The organism is Moraxella tetraodonis (assembly GCF_022359095.1).
Classification (GTDB): domain Bacteria; phylum Pseudomonadota; class Gammaproteobacteria; order Pseudomonadales; family Moraxellaceae; genus Faucicola; species Faucicola tetraodonis.
Window position 1 is genome coordinate 1,667,067 of record NZ_JACSYB010000001.1, and the last position, 22,883, is coordinate 1,689,949.

21 protein-coding genes are annotated in these 22,883 nt (G+C 44.9%); 9 read left to right on the forward strand and 12 right to left on the reverse strand.

Annotated features, from left to right (window positions below; translation table 11 throughout):
- Positions 1–38 precede the first annotated feature (38 nt).
- From tfpB to H9W84_RS07340, 3 genes are all read right to left on the reverse strand, one after another.
- Complete coding sequence (gene tfpB / locus H9W84_RS07330) at positions 39–1,811, reverse strand: type IV pilus assembly ATPase TfpB (RefSeq protein ID WP_239742760.1); 1,773 nt, start codon at positions 1,809–1,811, stop codon at positions 39–41.
- 107 nt (positions 1,812–1,918) lie between these two features.
- Positions 1,919–3,388: a DHA2 family efflux MFS transporter permease subunit gene (locus tag H9W84_RS07335; RefSeq protein WP_239742762.1), complete on the reverse strand. Its 1,470-nt coding sequence runs from the start codon at positions 3,386–3,388 to the stop codon at positions 1,919–1,921.
- A 186-nt stretch (positions 3,389–3,574) separates the two neighbouring features.
- Positions 3,575–5,218 carry an ATP-binding cassette domain-containing protein gene (locus tag H9W84_RS07340; protein ID WP_239742764.1) on the reverse strand — a complete coding sequence of 548 codons (1,644 nt, stop codon included), beginning with the start codon at positions 5,216–5,218 and terminating at the stop codon, positions 3,575–3,577.
- Between the two features lie 141 nt (positions 5,219–5,359).
- Here H9W84_RS07340 and H9W84_RS07345 point away from each other — a divergent pair, with 141 nt between their 5' ends.
- Positions 5,360–5,563, forward strand: a complete 204-nt coding sequence (locus H9W84_RS07345; protein WP_060994389.1) for a type II toxin-antitoxin system VapB family antitoxin — start codon at positions 5,360–5,362, stop codon at positions 5,561–5,563.
- Entirely contained in the window at positions 5,560–5,970 is a 411-nt protein-coding gene (gene vapC / locus H9W84_RS07350) for a type II toxin-antitoxin system VapC family toxin (protein ID WP_007114941.1), read from the forward strand. Before H9W84_RS07345 ends, vapC begins: the two co-directional genes overlap by 4 nt.
- 1 nt (position 5,971) lies before the next feature.
- Here vapC and H9W84_RS07355 read toward each other — a convergent pair whose 3' ends face one another.
- From H9W84_RS07355 to prmB, 8 genes are all read right to left on the reverse strand, one after another.
- Positions 5,972–6,994, reverse strand: coding sequence for an ABC transporter permease (locus H9W84_RS07355; RefSeq protein ID WP_239742766.1), 1,023 nt, complete (start codon positions 6,992–6,994; stop codon positions 5,972–5,974).
- A complete protein-coding gene (gene yejB / locus H9W84_RS07360) occupies positions 6,994–8,043 on the reverse strand; it encodes a microcin C ABC transporter permease YejB (protein ID WP_239742769.1) in 1,050 nt (349 codons plus the stop codon). Before yejB ends, H9W84_RS07355 begins: the two co-directional genes overlap by 1 nt.
- 47 nt (positions 8,044–8,090) lie before the next feature.
- Entirely contained in the window at positions 8,091–8,891 is an 801-nt protein-coding gene (gloB, locus tag H9W84_RS07365) for a hydroxyacylglutathione hydrolase (RefSeq protein WP_239742770.1), read from the reverse strand.
- 13 nt (positions 8,892–8,904) lie between these two features.
- Complete coding sequence (locus tag H9W84_RS07370) at positions 8,905–10,755, reverse strand: extracellular solute-binding protein (RefSeq protein WP_239743717.1); 1,851 nt, start codon at positions 10,753–10,755, stop codon at positions 8,905–8,907.
- Positions 10,756–10,942: 187 nt separating this feature from the next.
- The gene (gene serC, locus H9W84_RS07375) at positions 10,943–12,046 is read right to left on the reverse strand and encodes a 3-phosphoserine/phosphohydroxythreonine transaminase (protein ID WP_239742773.1); all 1,104 of its coding nucleotides are present in this window, start codon (positions 12,044–12,046) and stop codon (positions 10,943–10,945) included.
- Between the two features lie 121 nt (positions 12,047–12,167).
- Positions 12,168–13,034, reverse strand: a complete 867-nt coding sequence (locus tag H9W84_RS07380; RefSeq protein WP_239742775.1) for a hypothetical protein — start codon at positions 13,032–13,034, stop codon at positions 12,168–12,170.
- A gap of 75 nt (positions 13,035–13,109) precedes the next feature.
- Positions 13,110–14,213 (reverse strand): chorismate synthase, encoded by a 1,104-nt coding sequence (gene aroC / locus H9W84_RS07385; RefSeq protein ID WP_239742777.1) that lies wholly within the window; start codon positions 14,211–14,213, stop codon positions 13,110–13,112.
- 150 nt (positions 14,214–14,363) lie between these two features.
- Positions 14,364–15,386, reverse strand: a complete 1,023-nt coding sequence (gene prmB, locus H9W84_RS07390) for a 50S ribosomal protein L3 N(5)-glutamine methyltransferase (protein WP_409455453.1) — start codon at positions 15,384–15,386, stop codon at positions 14,364–14,366.
- 685 nt (positions 15,387–16,071) lie between these two features.
- Here prmB and H9W84_RS07395 point away from each other — a divergent pair.
- Positions 16,072–17,529, forward strand: coding sequence for a L,D-transpeptidase family protein (locus H9W84_RS07395; RefSeq protein ID WP_239742779.1), 1,458 nt, complete (start codon positions 16,072–16,074; stop codon positions 17,527–17,529).
- Positions 17,530–17,667: 138 nt separating this feature from the next.
- Here the strand turns inward: H9W84_RS07395 and H9W84_RS07400 are convergent, their stop codons facing one another.
- Complete coding sequence (locus H9W84_RS07400) at positions 17,668–17,889, reverse strand: hypothetical protein (RefSeq protein ID WP_138017971.1); 222 nt, start codon at positions 17,887–17,889, stop codon at positions 17,668–17,670.
- Between the two features lie 424 nt (positions 17,890–18,313).
- Here H9W84_RS07400 and H9W84_RS07405 point away from each other — a divergent pair, with 424 nt between their 5' ends.
- The 6 genes from H9W84_RS07405 (at position 18,314) to alr (ending at position 22,872) form a co-directional block, all read left to right on the forward strand.
- Positions 18,314–18,772 (forward strand): hypothetical protein, encoded by a 459-nt coding sequence (locus H9W84_RS07405; protein WP_007114930.1) that lies wholly within the window; start codon positions 18,314–18,316, stop codon positions 18,770–18,772.
- A 145-nt stretch (positions 18,773–18,917) separates the two neighbouring features.
- Positions 18,918–19,346, forward strand: coding sequence for a 30S ribosomal protein S6 (gene rpsF, locus H9W84_RS07410; RefSeq protein WP_007114929.1), 429 nt, complete (start codon positions 18,918–18,920; stop codon positions 19,344–19,346).
- Positions 19,347–19,361: 15 nt separating this feature from the next.
- Positions 19,362–19,589 carry a 30S ribosomal protein S18 gene (gene rpsR, locus H9W84_RS07415; protein ID WP_036594162.1) on the forward strand — a complete coding sequence of 76 codons (228 nt, stop codon included), beginning with the start codon at positions 19,362–19,364 and terminating at the stop codon, positions 19,587–19,589.
- 15 nt (positions 19,590–19,604) lie between these two features.
- Entirely contained in the window at positions 19,605–20,063 is a 459-nt protein-coding gene (rplI, locus tag H9W84_RS07420; protein WP_065252950.1) for a 50S ribosomal protein L9, read from the forward strand.
- Between the two features lie 274 nt (positions 20,064–20,337).
- Positions 20,338–21,759, forward strand: coding sequence for a replicative DNA helicase (dnaB, locus tag H9W84_RS07425; RefSeq protein ID WP_239742781.1), 1,422 nt, complete (start codon positions 20,338–20,340; stop codon positions 21,757–21,759).
- Between the two features lie 27 nt (positions 21,760–21,786).
- Entirely contained in the window at positions 21,787–22,872 is a 1,086-nt protein-coding gene (gene alr, locus H9W84_RS07430; protein WP_239742785.1) for an alanine racemase, read from the forward strand.
- The last annotated feature ends 11 nt before the right edge of the window (positions 22,873–22,883 follow it).

The following is a 22,883-nucleotide window of genomic DNA, read 5'->3' on the forward strand; positions in this document are numbered from 1 at the left end:
AACTTTTACTTTTTGTCTTTCAAATAATGGGTAGCCGCCTAAGTTAACGGCACCACTCTCATCACTTCTTCAAACGTGGTAATACCTTCGGCAATCTTTTTTGCACCTGCCAGTCTTAACGGCTGCAATCCATCTTGGTAGGCTTTTTGCGCGATTTGCGACAAGTCAGCGCCTTCGCTAATCAATTTTTTAAGCGCATTACTAAGCACCATGATTTCATACACCCCTACTCGCCCAAGATACCCGGTATTACGGCAATGTTCACAGCCAACGGCATGATTGATGCTATCTGGGGCTGCGGCTTTCCAAGGACTGACTAACGCTTGCCAAGTCTGCTGCTCAATGTCATTCATGGGTTTATTGGATTTACAATGCGGGCAAAGGGTACGCACCAAACGCTGTGCCATGATGCCCAAGATAGTCGCTGAGGTTAAAAACGGCGCCACGCCCAAATCATGCAGCCTCGTCAACGAACTGGGTGCATCATTAGTATGTAAGGTCGATAACACCAAGTGTCCAGTCAGCGAGGCTTGTACCGCCATTTCTGCGGTTTCGGTATCGCGAATCTCGCCAATCATGATGATATCGGGGTCTTGACGCATCAACGAGCGAATACCGTCAGCAAAGGTCAAATCAATATTGTTTTGAATTTGCATTTGGTTAAACGACGGCTCCACCATCTCAATGGGGTCTTCGATGGTACAGACATTGACTTCTTCTGTCGCCAGTTTTTTGAGGGTACTGTACAGCGTCGTGGTTTTACCCGAGCCTGTCGGACCTGTGACCAAAATAATGCCATTAGCTTTACGGGTCATGTCATCCCATTTTTGCAAATCTCGCCCTGTCAGCCCCAACTGTTCAAAAGAGCGCACCAGTACTTCTGGGTCAAATACCCGCATCACCAATTTTTCGCCAAACGCAGTGGGGAGCGTCGATAACCGTAGCTCGGTTTCTTGACCTTTAGGGGTACGGGTTTTGAGCCGTCCGTCTTGCGGTTTACGTTTTTCAGCGACATTGAGTCTTGCTAAAATTTTTATCCGAGCCACTACCGCGGTCATAATCCCAGTCGGCATTTGATAAACCGTATGCAAAATACCATCGATACGAAAACGCACGTTGCTTTTATCTCGGCGCGGCTCTAAGTGAATATCACTGGCACGCTGGTCAAAAGCGTATTGTAATAACCAATCGACAATTTTGACGATGTGTTGGTCATTGGCATCGGGGTTTTCAATATTGGCGGCATTGCCCAGTTGTAATAACGCTTCGACATTGGTGATATCGGCATCTGCGCGTTTTTGCTGATGGTTTGCCCCCGCAATGGCTTTGGTGACTTGATAAAATTCTTGGCGATAGCGGTTGATTTGCTCGGGACTGATTAATACGGTTTTGATTTTTTTGGGCGACACGATATGCGCAATATTGAGCTGCCAATCTTGATAAAATGGCTGGTCAGTACCGATTTCCACCGTATCTTGGGTGACGGCGACTGGCAAAATGTGCTGCGAGCGCGCATATTCAAATGACATAATTGATGTCACTGAGGGCACATCGGTTTTCAGCGGGTCAATACGTACATAATCAACGCCTGCTTTTTGTGCCAACCAGCGATTGAGCTGGTCAAGACTGAGCGCGATGTGCGTGGTTTTATCGACTAGATGAAAGCCTGCAATCACTTGCAGGGGATGCAAGGTTTTGCGGTTATGGGTCATCACCAAATTATAATCACGTTGGTCAATGATGCCATCTTTTAGCAGTTCATCAAGACACCAACGGGTATCAATTATCATTGAAAAAGCATTGGAGAGCATAGGGTTTCCAAAACGATTGCGCCAATAGAATAGCAATTAGGGTCAATTAGGGACAATCGGGTTAAAGGATTAAAATTATCATAAAAATGAGTGAAATATAAGGCCGACTACTGGTATAGTCCTTTGCCATCAGATCGGTGCAACCGCAAAAAATACAGCCCAGATAAAATCGTCATGATACCCAAAATGATAAAACTGTATGAAAATGCGGTTTGCGTCTGTGCCAGTGAGGCGCGAGCGGGCGTCAGTAAATGTAACAGCATCGCCCCAAAGCCAATCCCAAAACTAATCGCCAACTGTTGGTTGACCGACAATAAACTATTGCCACTGCTGGTTTGACTTGGGCGAAGCCGTGCGATACTGATGGTATTCATTGTGCTAAATTGTAGCGAATTACACGCCCCCATAAAAGTCAAAAATGGCACACTTAACCAAATCGGCGTGGTTTGATTGAGTTGTGATAGCAACATAATATTAACGCCAATCAACAAGGTATTGCCCGCCAATGTTTTACGATAGCCAAATTGCTTCACAATACGCGTGACCAGCGGCTTGGTCAACAGTGCGCCCACCGCCATCGGTGCCAACATCCAACCCGCTTGTGACGGCGAATAGCCCTGCACCACTTGCAGCAGTAGCGGCAGTAGAAAAGGAATCGCACTCATCCCCAAACGGGTCAGCAAATTGCCAACGATGCCCACTCGAAAGGTACGCACTTGAAATAAATCCAAGCCAAATAGCGGTTGTTGTCCATTACGCGATTCTGAGTATTTGGCGTGATAATAATAGCCAATGAGCAGCATAATCGCCAATAAAGCAACCATCACGGGAAAAACCGCTGAAGCCAGATTATCGGCATGAATGTTATTGGCAAACTCGAGCGCAAAGGTAAAGCTTGCCATCGCGCCACCAAACAGCAAAAATCCAAGTAAGTCCATACTGGGATTGCGCTGTAGATAGTTGGGCATCAGTTTCCACCCTGCCCACATCCCCAATGCGCCCATGGGAATATTAATCAAAAAAATCCAATGCCAGCTTGCAAGCTCCACCAAATACCCCCCGACCAAAGGCCCAATCACTGGCGCAATCATCGCAGGCATCACCGCATAATTCATCACCGACAGCATACGTTCTCGCGGATAGCTTTTAATCAGCGTTAACTTGCCCACAGGCATGAGCATCGCACCGCCCAATCCTTGCACCACGCGAGAAAAAATTAGGCTATTGAGCGTTGGTGACACCGCACACATCATCGAGCCTGCAGTAAACACGCCAATCGCCACCATAAAGGTGGTCTTAGTGCCATACTTATCGGCAATAAAACCACTAATCGGGGTAAAAATTGCCAAAGTGAGCGCATAGCTAATCACTGTCCACTGCATTGATAACGCAGGCTGATTCAAATCATGCGCCATCGCAGGCAAAGCGGTATTGAGCACCGTTGAGTCTAAGATTTGCATAAACAAGGCGATTGCCACCACGATTGGCAAATATTTGGTTTGCGCGGGGGTCAAGGCAGCTATAGCAAATACGTCATGCTGTGGCTTTTTGTCTTCGGTAATGATGGAATTTGGCATGGTTAACTTTTAACAATTGCTAAAGGGGCTGTAGTGAAGTGCATGTAATCAAGTCGCTGTATAAGTGCTTGTAATAAAATCACTAGGGTTAAATGACTAGGATAAATTGGCTATACTCAAACAAACTTACGTAACAACATGGTTCACGATAATTGTTAAATTTCTAATGTTTTGACAGCAAACCCGCTAGTTTTCACCGCTGTGCGCAATTAGGGCAGTCACATACTGATTTTGTGGTTGGCTGAAGATATTGTCTGTCGTATCATACGCTTGTGTTTCGCCATTTTTCAATACTAGTATCGTTTGGCACAATGCCTTAACCACGTGCAAATCATGGCTGATAAAAATATAGCTTAAGCCAAAGTTTGCTTGAATATCTCGCAATAACTTCACCATTGCCACTTGGGTGCTGCTATCAAGCGCCGATGTGGGTTCATCGAGTAACAAAATTTTGGGCTTCATCACCAATGCCCGCGCGAGTGCCACCCGCTGACGCTGACCGCCTGAAAGTTCATGCGGATAACGACTGATAAAATCTCGTGGCAACCGCACCGTGTCTAAGGCGGCTAATACCGCTTTTTCACGCTCCGTTTTTGCCATACCTTGGATGGTTAGCCCTTCTTCAATTATTTCAAACACACTAAACCGTGGATTGATACTGGCATACGGGTCTTGAAATACCATTTGCATATCCGAGCGATACGGCAAAAAGGCTTTATTCGACAACGCTAAAACGTCCGTCATGTGAGCATTGGCTGACAGCAAAATCTGACCTTCAACTTTGGCAGCATTCGCCAATAATTTGATAAGTGCCAAAGCAGTGGTAGTTTTGCCAGACCCAGACTCGCCCACTATACCCAAGGATTGACCTTGTGCAAGGGTCAAATTTAACCCTTTGACCGCCTCAAACCATTGGGTGGTTTGACCCAATATATTATTTTTTTGGGGAAAAGCAATCGTTAACGCTTTAACTTGCAAAACGCTGGGTGAATTGTCAATAATTGGCAAACTTTGTCCAAACTCTTGATAAATCAATGAGCGAGTATAACTCTGCTGCGGCTGGTCAAAAATCGCTTGGGTCGTCCCCTGCTCCATAACCTTGCCTTGCTGCATGACGATGAGGTTGTCGCTGTAGCGTTTGACAAGGTTTAAATCATGGCTAATCAAAATCATCGCCATGCCACGTTCATTTTTTAGGCGGTTGAGCAAGCCCAAAATCTCATGACGTAAAGTCACATCTAGGGCGGTGGTTGGCTCGTCTGCGATAATAATGTCAGGGTCTTGCGCAAGTGCCATCGCTATCATGACACGCTGGCGTTGTCCACCCGACAGCTCGTGCGGATAGCGGGCAAGTTTGCTTTCAGGGTCGGCAATATTGACTTGGGAAAGCAGCTCTAGGGTACGCTGTCGCCAGTGTTTTTTTGCCACGCCAGCCAGACTTAACGATTCGGCAATTTGTTTGCCCACCGTGTGCAAGGGGTTTAAGGCGGTCATCGGCTCTTGAAAAATCATGCCGATGCGTTTGCCACGGATTTGGCGGAAGATATTTTCGTTTTGTTTGGTCTGACTTTTATTGCTTAGGCTATTATTTTCAATCGGTAAACTGATTGCTTGGTCAGTTTGGCTGTCGGTTAGATGGACTTGTCCTGTTATGCTTAGGCTATTTGGCAATAGTCCGAGTAAAGCGAGGCTTGAGATGGATTTACCAGAGCCCGATTCGCCGACAATGGCGAGGGTTTCGCCTGTGTGCAGGGTGTAAGATAGGTTATCGACCAGCGTTTGGGTGGCGGATTTGATGGTTAGGTTTTTGACTTTGAGTAACTCGCTCATTTATCATTTCCTTGAATGGTCGAACTTTTATCCGTATGCACGAGCGTCCCCGCCACAAAACCTGAACTCATATTTTTATCCTTTTAACTATTTATTAAAATGTGTATAATATCAAAGAATCATACACAAAGGCGAAATGATATGCGAACTAACATCATAATAGATGACAATCTAATGCAACAGACCCTACAAGCCACAGGCATTAAAACTAAAAAAGAAGCCGTCGAACAAGGGCTAAAGCTACTCTTGCAAAAAAGCCAACAACAAAAAATCCGTGACTTACGGGGCAAACTGCATTGGGAAGGCGACTTATCCGAAATACGTAAAACAGGTGTCGAAGCGTGAACTTGCCTATCATCGCTGATACTAGCGTTTGGATAGACTATTTTAACGGTCATTCAACACCTCACACCGATTTTTTGGACACGCAGCTTGAGGCAAGTAATGTGGCGATTTTTGACGTGATTTTGATGGAAATTTTGCAAGGTTTTCGCCTTGATACAGACTACAATCAAGCCAAAAATGCCCTTGATAGTTTATTATGTTACGATATTTTAAACCAACAAAATGCGATTAAATACGCTGATTATTACCGCCAATTACGCAAACAAGGCATTACCATTCGTAAAGCCAATGATGTGATGATTGCTAGTTTTTGCGTTGAACATCAATTACCCCTGTTATTTTGCGATAGGGATTTTATTCCGTTTACTCAGCATTTTGGGTTGATTGCTGCATTGAATTTTAGTTAATTCAAGACTGCCGTGGGTCAAACGCATCTCGCAGCGCTTCCCCAATAAAAATCAGCAGCGACAACACAATCGTTAAACTAAAAAACCCAGCCAAAGCGAGCCACGGAGAATCCAAATTATCTTTTCCCTGTGAGATTAGCTCCCCCAAAGACGGCGAACCTGCAGGCAAGCCATAGCCCAAATAATCGAGCGTGGTGAGTGCCGTGATATTTGCCGTCAAAATAAACGGCAACTGCGACAGGCTCGACGACATCGCATTGGGCAAAATATGGCGAAACATAATCTTGCCATCACTCACGCCCATCGCCTTGGCAGCCCGCACATAATCAAAATTTCTCGCTCGCAAAAACTCGGCACGCACCAGACCAACCAGCCCCATCCAGCCAAAGAGCAGCATTAAGCCAAACAATACAAACACACTTGGGCTAAAGAGACTGACCAAAATAATAATCATAAACAGCTGTGGTAGACCGCCCCACACTTCCATCAGCCGCTGCCCCACCAAATCCGTCCAGCCGCCAAAATACCCTTGCACCGCCCCTACGGCAATACCAATGATTGACCCTGCCACCGTCAACGCCAACCCAAATAATAGCGATACACGCAAACCATACAATACCCTTGCCAGCACATCTCGACCTTGGTCATCGGTACCGAACCAGTTTTGGGCATTGGGTGGGGCAGGAAACGGCACATCACGACTCACACTTGGCGTTTGGTCGGCAAACGGTATCACAGGCTCAATCATATAGCCATGTTGGTTGATTAGGTCTTTGACCACAGGGTCTTGGTAGTTGGTTTCGGTTTCAAACACACCGCCAAAGGTGGTTTCGGGGTAAGACTTGACGATGGGAAAATACCAGTGATTTTGGTAATTAACCAGTATTGGCTTGTCATTGGCGATAAGGTTTGCCCCCATGCAGGCAAGAAAAATCAGGCTAAACATGATGAGCGAAAAAAATCCCAATCGATTACGCCGAAAGCGGTGAATGCGGGCTTGCCAAACAGGATGTTTTATCAGCATTAGCGACCCTCAAAATCAATACGGGGATCAATCAGATGATAAGTTACATCACTTATCAACTGCAAAATCAGCCCCATCAAGGTAAAAATAAACAACGTGCCAAAAATCACCGGATAATCGCGTTGCCCAATCGCTTCAAACCCCAGTCGTCCCAAACCATCCAAGTTAAAAATTACTTCAATCAAAAAATTGCCGGTAAAAAATATTCCTACAATCGCCGACGGCAAGCCCGCAATAATAATCATCATCGCATTGCGAAATACATGACCATATAGCACTTTTTTTTCGCTTAACCCTTTACTGCGAGCAGTCAACACGTATTGTTTGTTCAATTCTTCCATAAAACTAAACTTAGTCAAATACGCGAGTCCCGCAAACCCGCCAATCGTGCTTGCCGTGATGGGTAATGCCAAATGCCAAAAATAATCTTTGATTTTGCCAAACGTGGACAGTTTATCAAAATTCTCACTCACCAAGCCTTGCAGCGGAAAAATCTGCCAATAACTCCCCCCTGCCAACATCACCAGTAACACTACCGCAAGCACAAACACAGGCACGGCATAACTCACCGCAAGGAGCAATGCGGTGGTTTTATCCATCAGTGAATTATGGCGTCTGGCTTTGGCAATCCCCAGCGGCACAGCGATTAGATAAATCAGTAGCGTACTCCAAAGCCCTAGCGAAATCGACACGGGCATTTTCTCCAAAATCAGCTGTGACACAGGTTTGCCTTTAAAAAATGAGGTACCAAAATCGCCCTTGGCATAGCTTGTCAACATGAGCCAAAACCGCTCGGGCGCGGGTTTATCAAAGCCGTATTGTTTTTTGATAGCCTCGACCATGTCTGGCGATAAACCGCGACTGCCTTGATAAGTGGTCGTCGACAGTTGGGTTTGGGTTGAGCTGTGTTTTTGTTCTGCTTCAATTTGGGATATTTTTTGCTCGACAGGACCGCCCGGCGCCGACTGGACAATGGCAAAATTGGTGAGCAGAATCAAAAACAAGGTGGGGATGATTAATAACAGCCGTTTAACAATATATTTGCCCATGGTTATCCCTCATTATTAGCCTTAATTGTTACCTTTAATTGTTGCCATTAAAAGTTATTTTTTAGTTGGCGTAAGGCTTTAAATATCTCAAACGGACTGTCATCCTCAATGCCTGTCTGCGTTTGTACGGTTTTTATCATCTCATCACTGGGTGCAATCACTGCACGCATAAACGGATTGATGGCTTTTTCATCGGCAAGCGTGGTTGGCAAGGTTGGCGTATTTTGCTGGCGTAACTCACTGTCATGCGCTATTGCCTGTGCAATGGCTGGGTTATTGGGCTCGATAAACTGGGCAAATTTTAGATTGGATAGCGTATATTCATGGGCAGGATAAAATAGCGTTTCATCGTCATGTAACTGCGCAAAACGGTCAAAGCTTTCAAACAACGTCTCAATCGTGCCGGTGAAAACGCGGCCACAACCTGCGCGAAATAGCGTATCCCCACAAAAAATATGCAGACAGTTATCAAGCGTCACTAAGTACGCTAAGTGATTTTCGGTATGCCCTGCCACCTGCCACACCTGCACAGGACTGCCCCAAGCGGTTAATTCGCGCCCTTCAGCGACAGCGATTAGATTGTTGGCATTGATTAATGGGTGAATATTGACGTGTGCAAAAATCTGTGCGTTTGGAAACGCATTTGCCAATGCTGTTACGCCGCCGATGTGGTCGCTGTGATGATGGGTCACCCATATTTGGGTGATGGTTAGATTTTCACGGTTGACAAATTCTATAACAGGCTCAGCATCGCCAGCATCGACAATAATCACTTCTTGTATTTCATCATTGATCATCGCCCAAATGTAGTTGTCAGTGAAGGCCGGGATTGGGTGGATTTTTAGCATTTTTTATTCCTAATTATTTTCCTAAATACTGCATGACTTGTGCTTGTTTATCTTTGTTCGCCCACCAATAATCGATGCCGATGGCATTGCTTGGCAGCGGCCCATGCTCATAAAATTTCCAATACGCCACATTGTCAGTATGCTTGCCATAAGTTGGCACGACATAATAGCCCGCCCGTAGCAGACGGTCTAATACTTTGCTGTATAGCACAATATCGTCACGATTCTTCGACACTATGAGCTTGGCAATCACCGCATCAATGGCTTTGTTTTTGATACCCGCTGAGTTTTGGTTGCCTTTTTCGTCTGCGGCTTGTGAGCCCCACATATAGGTTTGCTCGGCGCCAGGTGACAAACCTTGTTCAAACCTATCGATAATCATGTCGTAGTCGTATTTGCGAGTGCGCTCTAGGTACTGGGGCACATCGGCTTGGCGAAAGCTTGTTTCAAACCCGAGCCGCTGCAGGTTACGTAAAAAAGGCAACACAATGCGCGCATTCTTGTCATCGGCGGATAAAAATTCCAGTTTGGCGGGCTGACCATTGGGCTGATACAGCTTCATATTTTGGTATTTAAAACCTGCTTGTAGCAGCAATTCACGCGCTTTTAATAAATTGTCGCGATTAAATCCATCGCCAGTTGATTTGGGGGCTTGCCAATCGCTTAAAACAGCCTGTCTTTGAATGGGCTCAAGGTCAGGTAATAGCGGATTGATAACCGCCAGCTCTTGGGGCGTTGGCGTGCCAGTTGCGGCAAGCGCTGACCCATGAAAAAAACTTTGCAAGCGTTCATACTGCCCATAAAACATGGTTTTATTGAGCCATTCAAAATCATACGCCAGTGTCATCGCTTGGCGCACCCGAATGTCTTGAAAAATCGGTCGGCGCAAATTCATCACAATCGCTTGCATTGGTACGGGATTGTTATTGGCGATTTGCGCTTTGATGATCATGCCTGCTTTGACGGCAGGAAAGTTATAACCCGTTGCCCATGTCCGCGCTTTGTTTTCGGCACGGAAAAAATATTCGCCGGATTTAAAGCCTTCAAATGCCACTTCGGGGTTTTGATAATACACATACTTAATTTGGTCAAAATTATACCGACCGACATTCACTACCACGCCCGCTTCAGGTTTGGCGCCCCAATAGTTGGGGTCACGCACATAGGTAATGGCGCGTCCTGCATCGATTGTGCCGACTTTATACGCGCCACTGCCCATCAGTGGCGTCAGTCCGACTTTATCAAAATAGCCATCAATCGATTTTTTTGACCAAATCGGCATTTGCGCGACGGTCAGTTTGATTTCTTGGTTGTCTTTAGATTTAAAAATAAATTTGACGGTTTGTCGATCGATCACTTGGGTTTCTTTGACATCGGATAGGTAACTACGCATACTCATCACGCCTTTTGTGAGCAGCGCATCCATACTGGCTTTGACATCTTGCGCCGTCACAGGCGTGCCATCCCAAAAATAGGCTTTGGGGTTGATGTGATAGATAACCCAGCTTGGGTCATCTGGGTCATAAGTGACTTTATCCGCCAGTAGTGGGTACTGCACAAACGCTTCAGAGAGCGAGCCTGTCATCAAACTTTCAAACAAATAATCGGTGCCGGTCACAGGCGTACCGACATCAATCCATTTATTAATACTGTCAAAAGTGCCGATGGCAGATAGGCTTAACACACCGCCTTTGGGGGCGTTGGGATTGGCATAAGGTAAATGAGAGACATGGGCAAATTGCGCGGTGCTGTTGTGAGCGATAGACGTGCCAGTGATGATAGCAGTATTGGCAGCAGAGGCTACCACTAACAAGCCCAGCACCCAGTATTTTTTGCCGACTGTCTGGCGAGTGACTGCCCTCATCCAGTGGGCTGGTCTTATCATCCTGTCTTTTTTCACTTGCATCCCCCTGACCCCTTCAACTATTTTTCAAAAAACCTTGGTATTGCTAGCTGTTATCCCTCATATGCCCCACACCCGCTAACTATAAAAAAGACTTAACAAGCATTTTAGCTGTTAAGTCTTAATGTAGCATGATTGTCAAATCTTTTTATACGCTAGTTTGTTCAAACTGCTGCATAAATTTGATTAACTTTTCAATGGTCGCCAAATCAATCGCGTTATAAATACTGGCGCGCATGCCACCCACTGTACGGTGCCCTTTAAGATTCAAAAATCCTGCTTCGTCGGCTTTAGCTAAGAAGGTTTTATCAAGTTGACTATCTGCCAAGGTGAAGGGTACATTCATGATTGAGCGGTTGTCTTTGTTGACAGGGTTTTGATAAAAATCGCTTTGGTCGATAAATTCATACAGCTTTTGCGCTTTTAACAAATTTTGTTGATAGATTGCCTCGACACCCCCTTGCTCAAGTAACCACTCAAACACCAAACCTGCCAAATACCAAGAAAAAGTTGCTGGGGTATTGACCATCGAATCATTATCGGCTTGGTTTTTATAGTCCAAGATACTTGGGCAAACCAAGTTGGCATGACCGATCAAATCATCACGGACAATCACAAGCGTCAAACCCGCAGGACCGATATTTTTTTGCGCACCTGCATAAATCAGTCCAAATTTTGATACATCTATTGGGCTAGATAGGATGCAAGATGACATATCCGCCACGATGGGTACATTGACCGCTGGCACATCAAACATCGCCAAGCCATTAATGGTCTCGTTGGGGCAATAATGGAAATAATCGGCGTTGTCATTAAGTTGCCAGCTATCACGTGGAGGGACAATAGTATAGTTGCTGTCTTTGGCAGAAGCGACGACATTGATTTTGCCTAGCCCCGCTTGCTCATAGCGTTTGGCTTCGCTGATGGCTTTTTTAGACCAAATGCCGGTGTCTAAATAATCAGCCTCCCCTTTGAGTAAATTCAATGGAATGGCTGAAAACTGCAAGCTTGCGCCACCTTGCAAAAATAGCACTTTATAATTGTCAGGAATGTTCATCAGCTTGCGCAAATCCTGCTCGGCTTTTGAGGCAATGCCCACAAATTCACTGCTACGGTGGCTCATCTCCATCACCGACATGCCTGAGCCCTGCCAATTTAACAATTCGGCTTGCGCTTTTTGCAGCACTGCAGTCGGCATAGATGCTGGGCCTGCACAAAAGTTAGCAACACGTTGATCAAAGCTGACACTCATAGCACGTTCCTTTTTATCGTGTGAAATGTTATCGTGTGAAATGAAATAAAAAAATACTTTACCACAATATGGCTAGTCGATGAATCATAAAGATAAGTCATCAATCGGCAGCTCATTGGGTTTAACGGGCTAGCAACTGCCAAAGTTGGCGTTTTAGGCGATAATCATCGAGCATATCCAGCAGATACGGCAGACGCTGTATGGGTTGTTCATCTAGACAGTCAGGCAATGGCGTCAATGCCCCCACCTTGGGATTGCCTTGATTAATACGATATAAAAATCCTGAAAACCCTGCGACCGCCATCGGGTAGCTGCTCATTAATTGCACCGTGGCTTTGGGTAAATGTTGGCTATCGGTGAGCAAAGGAAAGTTAAAAAAATGTGGTGACGCTTTTAACCCATCGATGATTTGTTGCCATAACTGGTGTTGGCGGCTGTCCGTCTGCAAAAAACGACTGTCAACCACCAGTGTCCACTCACCCACCACTATCGCCTGCACATCAAAACTGGCAGTGAGCAATTCATCATTGAGCTGTTCATTATTGAACAGTTCATCACTCTGCCCGGCATCACTGTACCTATCACTATTTGGCGCAGGGTCACTTTTTAAAGGTGAATCATGCAGTAAAGATGAATAATTCGGTAAAGGTAAATCATGGGGTTGAAAATTTGCCAGATTCGCTGGGGATAATTCTACGGTGCTCTCAACGGCATCATCCGCAATAACAGGATGATTGATGTCTGGCGTTGTAGCAATAGGCGCAAGTTCGCTAGTTGACCCAGTTTGAGCGGGTTGTAACTGCTGTGGCATGGCAGCAAGGGTCTCAACCGCTTGATAGGAAGAAACAACCTCAAAATCTTCTAGATTAGCAAACGTTTTGACAGGGCAATCTTGGCGCACCCAACGCGTAACACCCATCTGCGCCAGTATTTCGCTTTGCCAGGCATCGTACTGCTGCTCATCAAGGGTAAGGTCAGGTACAGTCATACCAATGTTAACTCAAGTTGAATGGGGCAACGCCGTGTGGCAATCTTATGGCAACCAAATACCCCTATTAAAAAATTATACAATCGGGGTGAGCGGCATAGTGACATCTGCATTTTGCCCACGATGACGCAGATAATGGTCTAACAGCACAATGGCAAGCATGGCTTCTGCTATCGGCGTAGCACGCACACCGACACAAGGGTCATGGCGCCCTTTGGTTAGCATCTCTACTGCATTGCCGTGAACATCAATGCTTTGACCCGGCGTGGTGATACTGGCAGTAGGTTTTAGCGCAATACTTACTACAATCGTCTGACCCGATGAAATCCCCCCTAAAATTCCCCCGGCATGGTTGGCATTAAAGCCGTGCAAGGTTAACTCGTCGCGAGACTCATGCCCAAACTGTCCCGCCACTGCCATGCCATCGCCAATTTCAACGCCTTTGACTGCATTGATGCTCATCATCGCATGCGCGATATCCGCATCAAGCCTGTCAAACACAGGCTCACCCAATCCCACGGGTACACCCGATGCCAATATGGTAAGCTTTGCGCCACAGCTTGTTCCTTGCTCACGGCATTGGGTAATCAGCTGCTCAAACTTTGGCAAGGCGTCTATATCTGCACAAAAAAATGGGTTGCTGTTGACAAAGTCCCAATCAATCGTATCTTCAGGTATCTGTTTGGCAACCACATCACCAATCTGGGTCACATAACCGCGGACTTCTACCCCCAGCCGTTGTTTCAAATATTTCTTGGCAATCGCGCCCGCTGCCACTCGCATTGCCGTTTCGCGCGCTGATGAGCGACCACCGCCACGATAATCGCGAAACCCATATTTCATGCTATAAGTATAATCGGCATGGTTGGGACGAAAGGTGTCTTTAATATCGCTATAATCTTTGGATTTTTGGTTGGTATTGCGAATGAGTAAGCCAATCGAGGTACCTGTCGTTTTACCCTCAAACACGCCAGAGATAATTTCAACTGCATCGTCTTCACGGCGCTGGGTCGCAAATTTTGAGGTACCGGGCTTACGACGATCCAAGTCAATTTGCAGATCTGCTTCGGTTAAAGGCAACCCTGGTGGCACGCCGTCAACGATTGCCATAAGTCCTGCGCCATGTGATTCGCCACAGGTGGTGACGGTAAAAACTTGCCCGATGGTATTGCCTGCCATTTATGCTCCGCTTACTATTTCATGAATGCTTGCAAATAAAATCATGGATTTGTTACACACTGTTCATATATTGTTTTTTTAGCCATTATCTAACTCGTTAAATCCTCAAGCCTAATCAACCAGTTAAAGATAGCAACCCTAAACGACTGCCTATTGAGATACACTCACATACTGCTCAAAATATGCCCGATTTTCCATCAATTCATCATAATCCATGGCAAAAATCCCATGCCCGCCATGTGCAAAGGTTAACCAATCAAACTGAATTTCAGGATAGGCTTGGCGCAGTGCCCATTCACTATCCCCCACCTCGCACACCAGCAAGCCGTCACGAGTCAGATAATCTGGGGCGTTGTATAAAATATGATGCACCAAATCCAAGCCATCTTGTCCCGCTGCCAATGCATGGTCTGGCTCATGCAAGAACTCGGGTGGTAAATCTGCCATCGTCGCCGCATCAACATACGGCGGGTTGGTCACAATCAAATCATATTGATTTTCTGCAGGCACTTTTTCAAATAAGTTTGACTCAATCAAATTGACTTGATGGTTCATATGGTGATGTTCCACATTGACCGCTGCCACTTCTAGCGCGTTCTTGTCGATATCACTGGCATCGACCATTGCATCAGGGAAACGGCTTGCCAAGGCAATGGCAATACAGCCTGACCCTGTACACAAATCGAGCATACGCTCTGGTTGTGCTAACTGCTTATCATACAATCCATGGTCATGAAATTTTTTGTCATTAGTAGTGCCACTGATTTTTTCAACCAAATCATTGGGCTCAAAATACGGATAAAACTGCTGACGAATCAGCTCAGCAATTGGCGAGCGTGGAATCAATACCCGCTCATCCACATAAAATGGCAAATCGCAAAAATAAGATAAATTAATTAAATAGCTCAAAGGCTTACGTTCTACGATACGGCGCTGCAACAATGTCAACACTTCTGATTTTTCGCTATTGGTCAGGCGACAATCTAAAATTTGCTCATCGGCAGACCAATCAAGCGACAAGGTTTGTAGCACAATGGCAGAAGCTTCAGCAAACTCATCTGTGGTACCTTGCGCGACTACCACATCATGCTCGCGTAATTTACTGACCCCAAAACGGATAAAATCGCGAATCGTTTTTAGGGTTTGGTGTGCTTCAGCAAACTCTTGTTGCATGGTGTCAAAGATGTCATCTGATTCGCTTTCTTCATCCATATCAAGTGTTTGCAAATCGATTTGCAAATCATCAAGGTTTTGTAAATCTTGATTTTGGTCAAAAGATGGCGTGTGAGAAACATTGGCTGATGCAAATGGCGATGATGACATAGTGGTTAACCTAAAAAATTTTGAATTAAAATTATAATATACTTTGATTTTTTTACAAATTATTTAACGAGCTAAAGTCATTTAACAAGCTAAAAGGTCGCAGATTTGTACAATCCAATTTTTCATCATTGAGCTGTTCAATAAACATGGTAAAAATAACTGTTGCGCGCATGGCTAAACATTTTAAACACTTTTTTAGCTTAACCTTGCTATAAAAATACCGCTTGGTTAAAAAATTTTACCATTGTCTATCGTGCGATTTGTTAATGTTAGACTTAAAGCATGTAAATTCGCCTATGGGACAATTTATCTATACAACAATTTAACAGCGTAAAAATTAAGTGGGCAGCGAGGTTTCATGGCGCAAGGCTGTTAAACACCTTGGCAAACGCTACTTAGACAGCCGTGCTGCCAACAAATGAACCATTGCCCGAAAAGTTGGTTTTTATAGTATAATTGCTGCCAATTTATACTTTTCTTGTACGTTATATTGTCCCTTATTTTTATTTGTTATTGCCGATTATTGAGTCAATCTATGAAAAAATTTGTACTATCTACCCTAGCTTGTCTGATTGCCAATCAAGCATTTGCAGCCACCAACACGGTCTCAGACACCACTACCGCCAAAACGGCACCCGCCACCAAAGCTGTGACCAAAACAACGACCACGACTAAAACTGCCACAACCAAAGCGGCCAGCACCTCTACCGCAGCCGCGACTGCTATAAAAACCACTACCGATAGTAAAACGGCTAAAAAATCGCAAAGCAAAGCCGCAACCACTACTGCTAAAAAACCGCAACCAGCCAAGTCCGCAGCTAGCGTCACACAATCTACCACCACGCCGAAACTCGCCTCGGCTACTGCGGTGACGGCGGCAAAACCAACGGCAGCAGCAACCGCAATCCCAGCCACCACCACGGCATTAGGCATTAAAGAAGATGCCACCCAAACAGGTATCGATAGTGACTATACTTCGGGTGCAGGTGTCGCAGGCGCGAGCTCTGAAGAAGTCAACAATACTACGACGGCTGCGCCAACTTTTGACCCGACGACGGTAGGTAACAATAAAACAGCAACGACACCTGCCAGTTTTTCTACCCTAAATTTGTCTGACTACGCACAGCTAGTCAATAGCGCCGACTGGAAACCTGGTCAAAATGTTAACTCAGCAACGACCTTAAAACTTCAAGCCTTGTTAGATTGGAATCATGCTTCACCGGGTCCGATTGATGGCGGCTGGGGTATGAATGCCAAAAAAGCGCTCAAAAATTTCCAAGCCATGCATGGACTACCCCAAGATGGTCGTATGAGCGCGGAAGTTTGGAAACTGTTAAATGAAAAAATCCCTGCCAATCAGCCTGTGTTGGTCGGTTATACCTTGACGCAAGAAGATATTAAAGGTCCGTATCAGCCAACACCGAGTGGTAGTGAAGCCAAATCTAAAATGAAAGGTCTATACTATCAAGACGTCCAAGAAATGTTGGCTGAACGTTTCCACATGGATATTCGCTATCTTAAAAAGCTTAATAGCGATAAAAAATTCACCGTGGGTGAAACCATCACCGTCTTTAACCCAGGCGCGCCGCTCAATGAGAAAATCACCCGTTTGGTTGCCAAAAAAGCCGACAATATCTTATACGCTTATAATGGCGATAGATTAATTGCCACTTATCCTACCACGGTCGGTAGTAGTGATACACCGTCTCCTACGGGTACCTTTAGTATTGTCAATCGTGTTAAAAACCCTTGGTACCGCGCCAGTAGCGGTGAAGGCAAAGATAAAAAAGTGTTTATGTTGCCACCAGGACCCAACGGTCCAGTCGGTGTGGTATGGATGGGACTGAGTAAACCCTCATACGGGATTCATGGCTCGCCCGTTCCTGAAGGTATTAGCCGTCAGGCCTCGCATGGCTGTGTTCGCTTAACCAACTGGGATGTGCTTGAAGTGTATGCCAATGTTGATACAGGCACTAAGGTAGATTTACAGTAGCTGTTGAGCCACAGCGTTTAGCACCACAGTTTAGCGTGAGTGCTATACTCTTTTAACCTTATTAACCATAAAAAAACCGCTTAACTATTATTAGTTAAGCGGTTTTAGTGATTTTAGTTGTTTATCGAGCGTACTTTGTTATCGCGCAACTGGGGTTACTGGGGTTTTGGCAATATTCAGTGTTTGCATTTTTTTGGCGACAATCCATGCAATTGGAATAGATAGGATTAAGCCAACAATCGCTGTGGCTATAATGTGTGGAATTTGGTCAAAACCAGTTACCAGCGCAATGGTCATTAGAACACCGATAGTCACACCAGAAGCGATTGTAAAAATTACGCTAAATAATTGCCAGTTCATAACAACTCCTTATCATTGCGTAAATAGATGTATTTGTTACGTATAGTTATAATCCAATCCCACACTCAAAACAAGGAAAAAAAAGATTAAACAAATGCACGACCTAAAACAATTGGTTATCAATTCCACATTTTTAGTAAGGTTTAATTTGAATGAAATCTATTGAGAAATCTAAAAAACTGGCGTTTTTTTCCGATTAATATTACCGAGGTCGAGGAATTTAATTGGCTTTATAAGCATTAATGAAAAAAAATTCCACCCAGTTTTTTAAGTTTGATGGCATATTTTTTAGTAACTATTTTTAATAACTATGACCCAATAACATGACTTGGTTAAAAAATTGTGGTAAAGAAATCTTCTGTAATCTGCTATGTTAGCGGTGTTTATCAATTGTTTAACACATTAAAGGACAGGAGTATTTAACATGCATCAACAATTTTCTTTTTTCGCCGCTATTAAACCATCTACTAAACGCAGAGCTACTAAACGCCTAAGTCTAAGAAGTGCCGCTGCAGTAATTGGCTCAGCCCTTGCCTTGGGCGGCTGCGCCTCTACCACAGGTAGCGGTGTGATGGATGCTAATAGCACCATCGGCACTGCCAACAATGTCGGCATGGCGATATTTAAAGCCGCGGTGAATCAACAATGCCAAACTCAATTACAAAATAACCAATACTGGCGCTTGGGCAGCGTGTTGATGACTTCCGACAAGCAAGCAGAGGTAGCGAGCAATGTCTGTAGCTGCGTCAGCGAAAAAGCCCCGCAGTCCGTCACCATTGTCGATTTGACCACAGCAGCGGTTGACCCGACCGCGCGCAATGTCATTGTGGCGCGTGCGGTATCGAATACCTTGCAGCAATGCGTGGGCGAATTTGTTAAGTAAATATTAACTTGCTACTGAGTGTGCGCTACTATATAATAGCGCACCTTGTTTATACCAATATAGTTAGATGATTCTAACTTAGGTGCATTCAATCTCCTTGCTGTTGACACGGGGTCAACGGCTGTTTAATCCGTGAGGAGTCTTTATGAGACATTATGAACTGGTATTATTGGTTCACCCAGACCAAAGCGACCAAGTGGTTGGCATGGTTGAGCGCTATATCAACTTAGTAAAAGAACAAGGTGGTGCTATCCATCGCCTAGAAGATTGGGGTCGTCGTCAATTAGCTTACCCAATCAACAAAGTTCACAAAGCGCACTATGTGCTATTAAACATCGAAGCGGGTCAACAAACCCTTGATGAGCTTGAAGAATTATTCCGTTATAACGATGCTATCATTCGTAGCTTAGTTATCCGTCGTGACGAAGCGATTACTGAAGAATCACCATTAGCAAAAAGTGCTGAAGAAAAACGTGCTCGTAAAGCTTCACGCCGTAACGATACAGCTCAAGATGACTATCAATCAAATGATGATGAGTCAGAAGTTGATGCTGAAGACAACAACGACGAATAATTAAGGAGACTAATCATGGCACGTTTTTATCGCCGCCGTAAATTTTGCCGTTTTACTGCTGAAGGCATTACCCATATCGATTATAAAGATATCGAAATCCTAAAACAGTATGTCACTGAAAGTGGCAAAATCGTACCAAGCCGTATCACTGGTACTTCAAACAAATATCAACGCCAATTGGCTGTAGCAATCAAACAAGCACGTTATCTTGCGTTGGTTCCTTACACTGACAGCCAAAAATAAACCGAGGAGTGATATATGCAAGTTATTTTATTACAACGTATCGCTAACCTAGGTAAACTAGGCGATACTGTTAATGTAAAAGCAGGTTACGGTCGTAACTTCCTTGTACCACAAGGTAAAGCATTACCAGCCACTGCTTCTAACATCGAAAAATTTGAAGCACGCCGTGCAGAACTTGAAAAAGTAGAAGCTGATGAATTAGCGGCTGCTAATGCCCGTGCTGAAGCGCTACAGGACGTCAATGTTATCATCCGTGCAAAATCAGGTGATGAAGGCAAACTATTTGGCTCTATCGGTACTCGCGATATCGCCGATGCCTTAACCAAATCTGGTTTACCTGTTGACCGTTCAGAAGTTAAATTGCCTGAAGGTGCATTACGTCAAATTGGCGAATACAATGTTGACATTCAATTACATCACGATGTAATGACCAACATTCAAGTCACTATCTTGGCAGAAGATTCAGCTGCTTAATTGATAGTTTACTTTAAAAAAGAGATGGCTTTGCTGTCTCTTTTTTTTATTGTTTGCGGCGTAAAAATTCAACAAGAAAGCCTAAAATTCAAGCTGATTTCATTCAAAAAAATTGCCGTTTTTTTATATTTTTCTCATTAGAATTTGGATGGTTTTTTCGGTATATTGACTGTTCTGTTTCGATGCGTGTATTAGACTCACAATTTGCAAGCGATAACTTTTAGCAAAATTTTGCCCTTTCAAACCATTTAAAATAACTTTATCACAGGTCATCATGGCAGACGATAAAACCAAAGAGAACGATCTTAAAAATACTTCGCTGACGCAGCACCAACCGCACAGTATGGACTTAGAAAAATCCGTCCTGGCGTCGCTGATGAGCCTTGAAGAGTCGTTTGATCGCATCTCGGATATTATTACCAAATATGATTTTTATGCACAGCGCCATCAATATATTTTTGATGCCATCTCTCATCTTGCCAATGCCAATGAGCCGTATGATGCCACCATGGTAATGGACTGGCTCGATATGCAAAAACTGCTTGAGCCCGCGGGCGGCAGCGATTATCTAGGCGATATCCTATCGCAAAGCCCAGCGACACTGTTTAACCTGACTGCTTATGCGCAGCGGGTAAAAGAATTCTCGACTTTACGCCAAATCATCAAAGCCGGCAGCCATATGCTAGAGCTTGCCTTTGACCCAAAAAATCAAAGTGTCAGTGATATTTTAGACACCGTTGAAAGCGAAATTTTTGCCATCAATGAAACCCATAGTCGCCAGTCAAAACACAAGGGTCCTACCCAACTAAGCGATGTTATTACCAATGTCGTCGATAATATCCGCGAACTTAAAGACCATCCTGAAGGTATGATTGGGCTTAAGACGCCGTTTGAAGAACTCAATAATAAAACCCAAGGGCTGCAAGCAGGCGATCTCATTATCGTGGCAGCACGTCCTTCGATGGGTAAAACCACGTTTGCGATGAATTTAGCAGAAAGTATTTTACACAATACCGATTTGCCGGTGGTGGTGTTTTCGATGGAAATGCCTGCCGAGTCAATTGTGATGCGTCTATTGTCCTCTTGGGGCGCCATCAACCAAACCCATTTGCGCTCAGGTCAAATGAACGAAGACGAATGGGGTAAACTTTCTAACGCCATCGCCCATCTGCATGCTAAAAAATTGTATATCGATGACAGTACGGCGCTACCGCCATCTGAGGTTCGTTCGCGCTGTCGCCGTATTGCCAAAGACAATGATGGCAAACTTGGGATGGTAATGGTCGATTATTTACAACTGATGAAAGTCCCAGGCTTAGGTGACAACCGCGTAGGTGAGATTTCGGAGATTTCACGAAGCTTAAAAGCGCTTGCCCGTGAGATGAATTGCCCTGTGGTGGCTTTATCACAGCTAAATCGGAGTTTGGAGAATCGCCCCAACAAACGCCCGATTATGTCGGACTTACGGGAGTCGGGTGCCATTGAGCAGGATGCCGATTTGATTATGTTCATTTATCGTGATGAGGTTTATAATGAAAACAGCGATGCTAAAGGCACAGCTGAAATCATTATTGGTAAACAGCGTAATGGACCTATTGGTACGGTGCGCCTATCCTTTGAAGGGCAATTTACCCGTTTTGGTAACTTAACCCCTGAATTTTACCAAACCGCTTCCTTTAGCGAACCTGATGAATAAAAATTTTACTGCAACAAGGTCAAGATTGTGCGTCAAACCAGCATCACCATCGATTTAGCAGCGCTTACCCATAACTTACAACGCGTCAAAGATTATGCCCCTACCGCCAAGGTATTAGCCATGGTGAAAGCCAATGCCTACGGGCATGGCGCCGTCAACTGTTTACCCGCCGTAGCACAAGCCGATGCCCTAGGTGTCGCTTGTTTGCAAGAAGCGATAGAACTACAACAGGCGGGCTGGCAAAAATTAATGGTAGTGATTGAAGGCGCGTTTTCATTAGCAGAATGGCAATATTGTACAGCGCATCAAATCCAATGTGTGCTGCACCACCAACGCCAATTAGACTGGGCGTTGCAGCAGCCTGCAAAAACCGGCGCAACCGTCTGGCTAAAACTAAACACTGGCATGAACCGCCTTGGCTTTACATCGGATGAAATCAAGGAAATTGCTCAGCAATTAACTAGCTCAGGCTATGAGATTGTTTTGACCACCCATTTTGCCAACGCTGATGCCATCGATCATCCCAATAACCAACAACAATTTGAATTATTTGATTCAACCTTACAAATGCTACGTGACCAAGTCAACCCAGCAATTAAAGGCTCATTGTGTAATTCAGCTGGGATTGTCAACTGGTCAGACCGCCATTATGATTGGGTACGCCCAGGGATTATCTTGTATGGGGCAACGCCTATAAATCATGCCACTGCCAAACAGCTAAATCTGCAACCCGTCATGCATTTTAACGCCAGCATCATGGCAATTCATACGCTAAAAGCGGGCGATAGCGTGGGTTATGGTAGTCGCTGGACTGCCCAAGCCCCAGCGCGCATCGGCATTATCAGTGTGGGTTATGCTGATGGTTATCCAAGGGTGATTAGCGATGATGCGTATGTCGTGGTCGCAGGTCAACAGGCGCCTATCATCGGTCGCGTGGCGATGGATATGTTGATGGTTGATTTGACCCATACTACTGAGGTAAACCTTGACTGCCCTGTCCAGCTTTGGGGGAACGCACCGACCATTGATGAAGTAGGTAGCTGGAATGATACCATTAGCTATGAGCTGTTAAGTGTGGTCACCCGACGTCCAACGTGGATTTATCAGTCGTAACTGTTAACTAT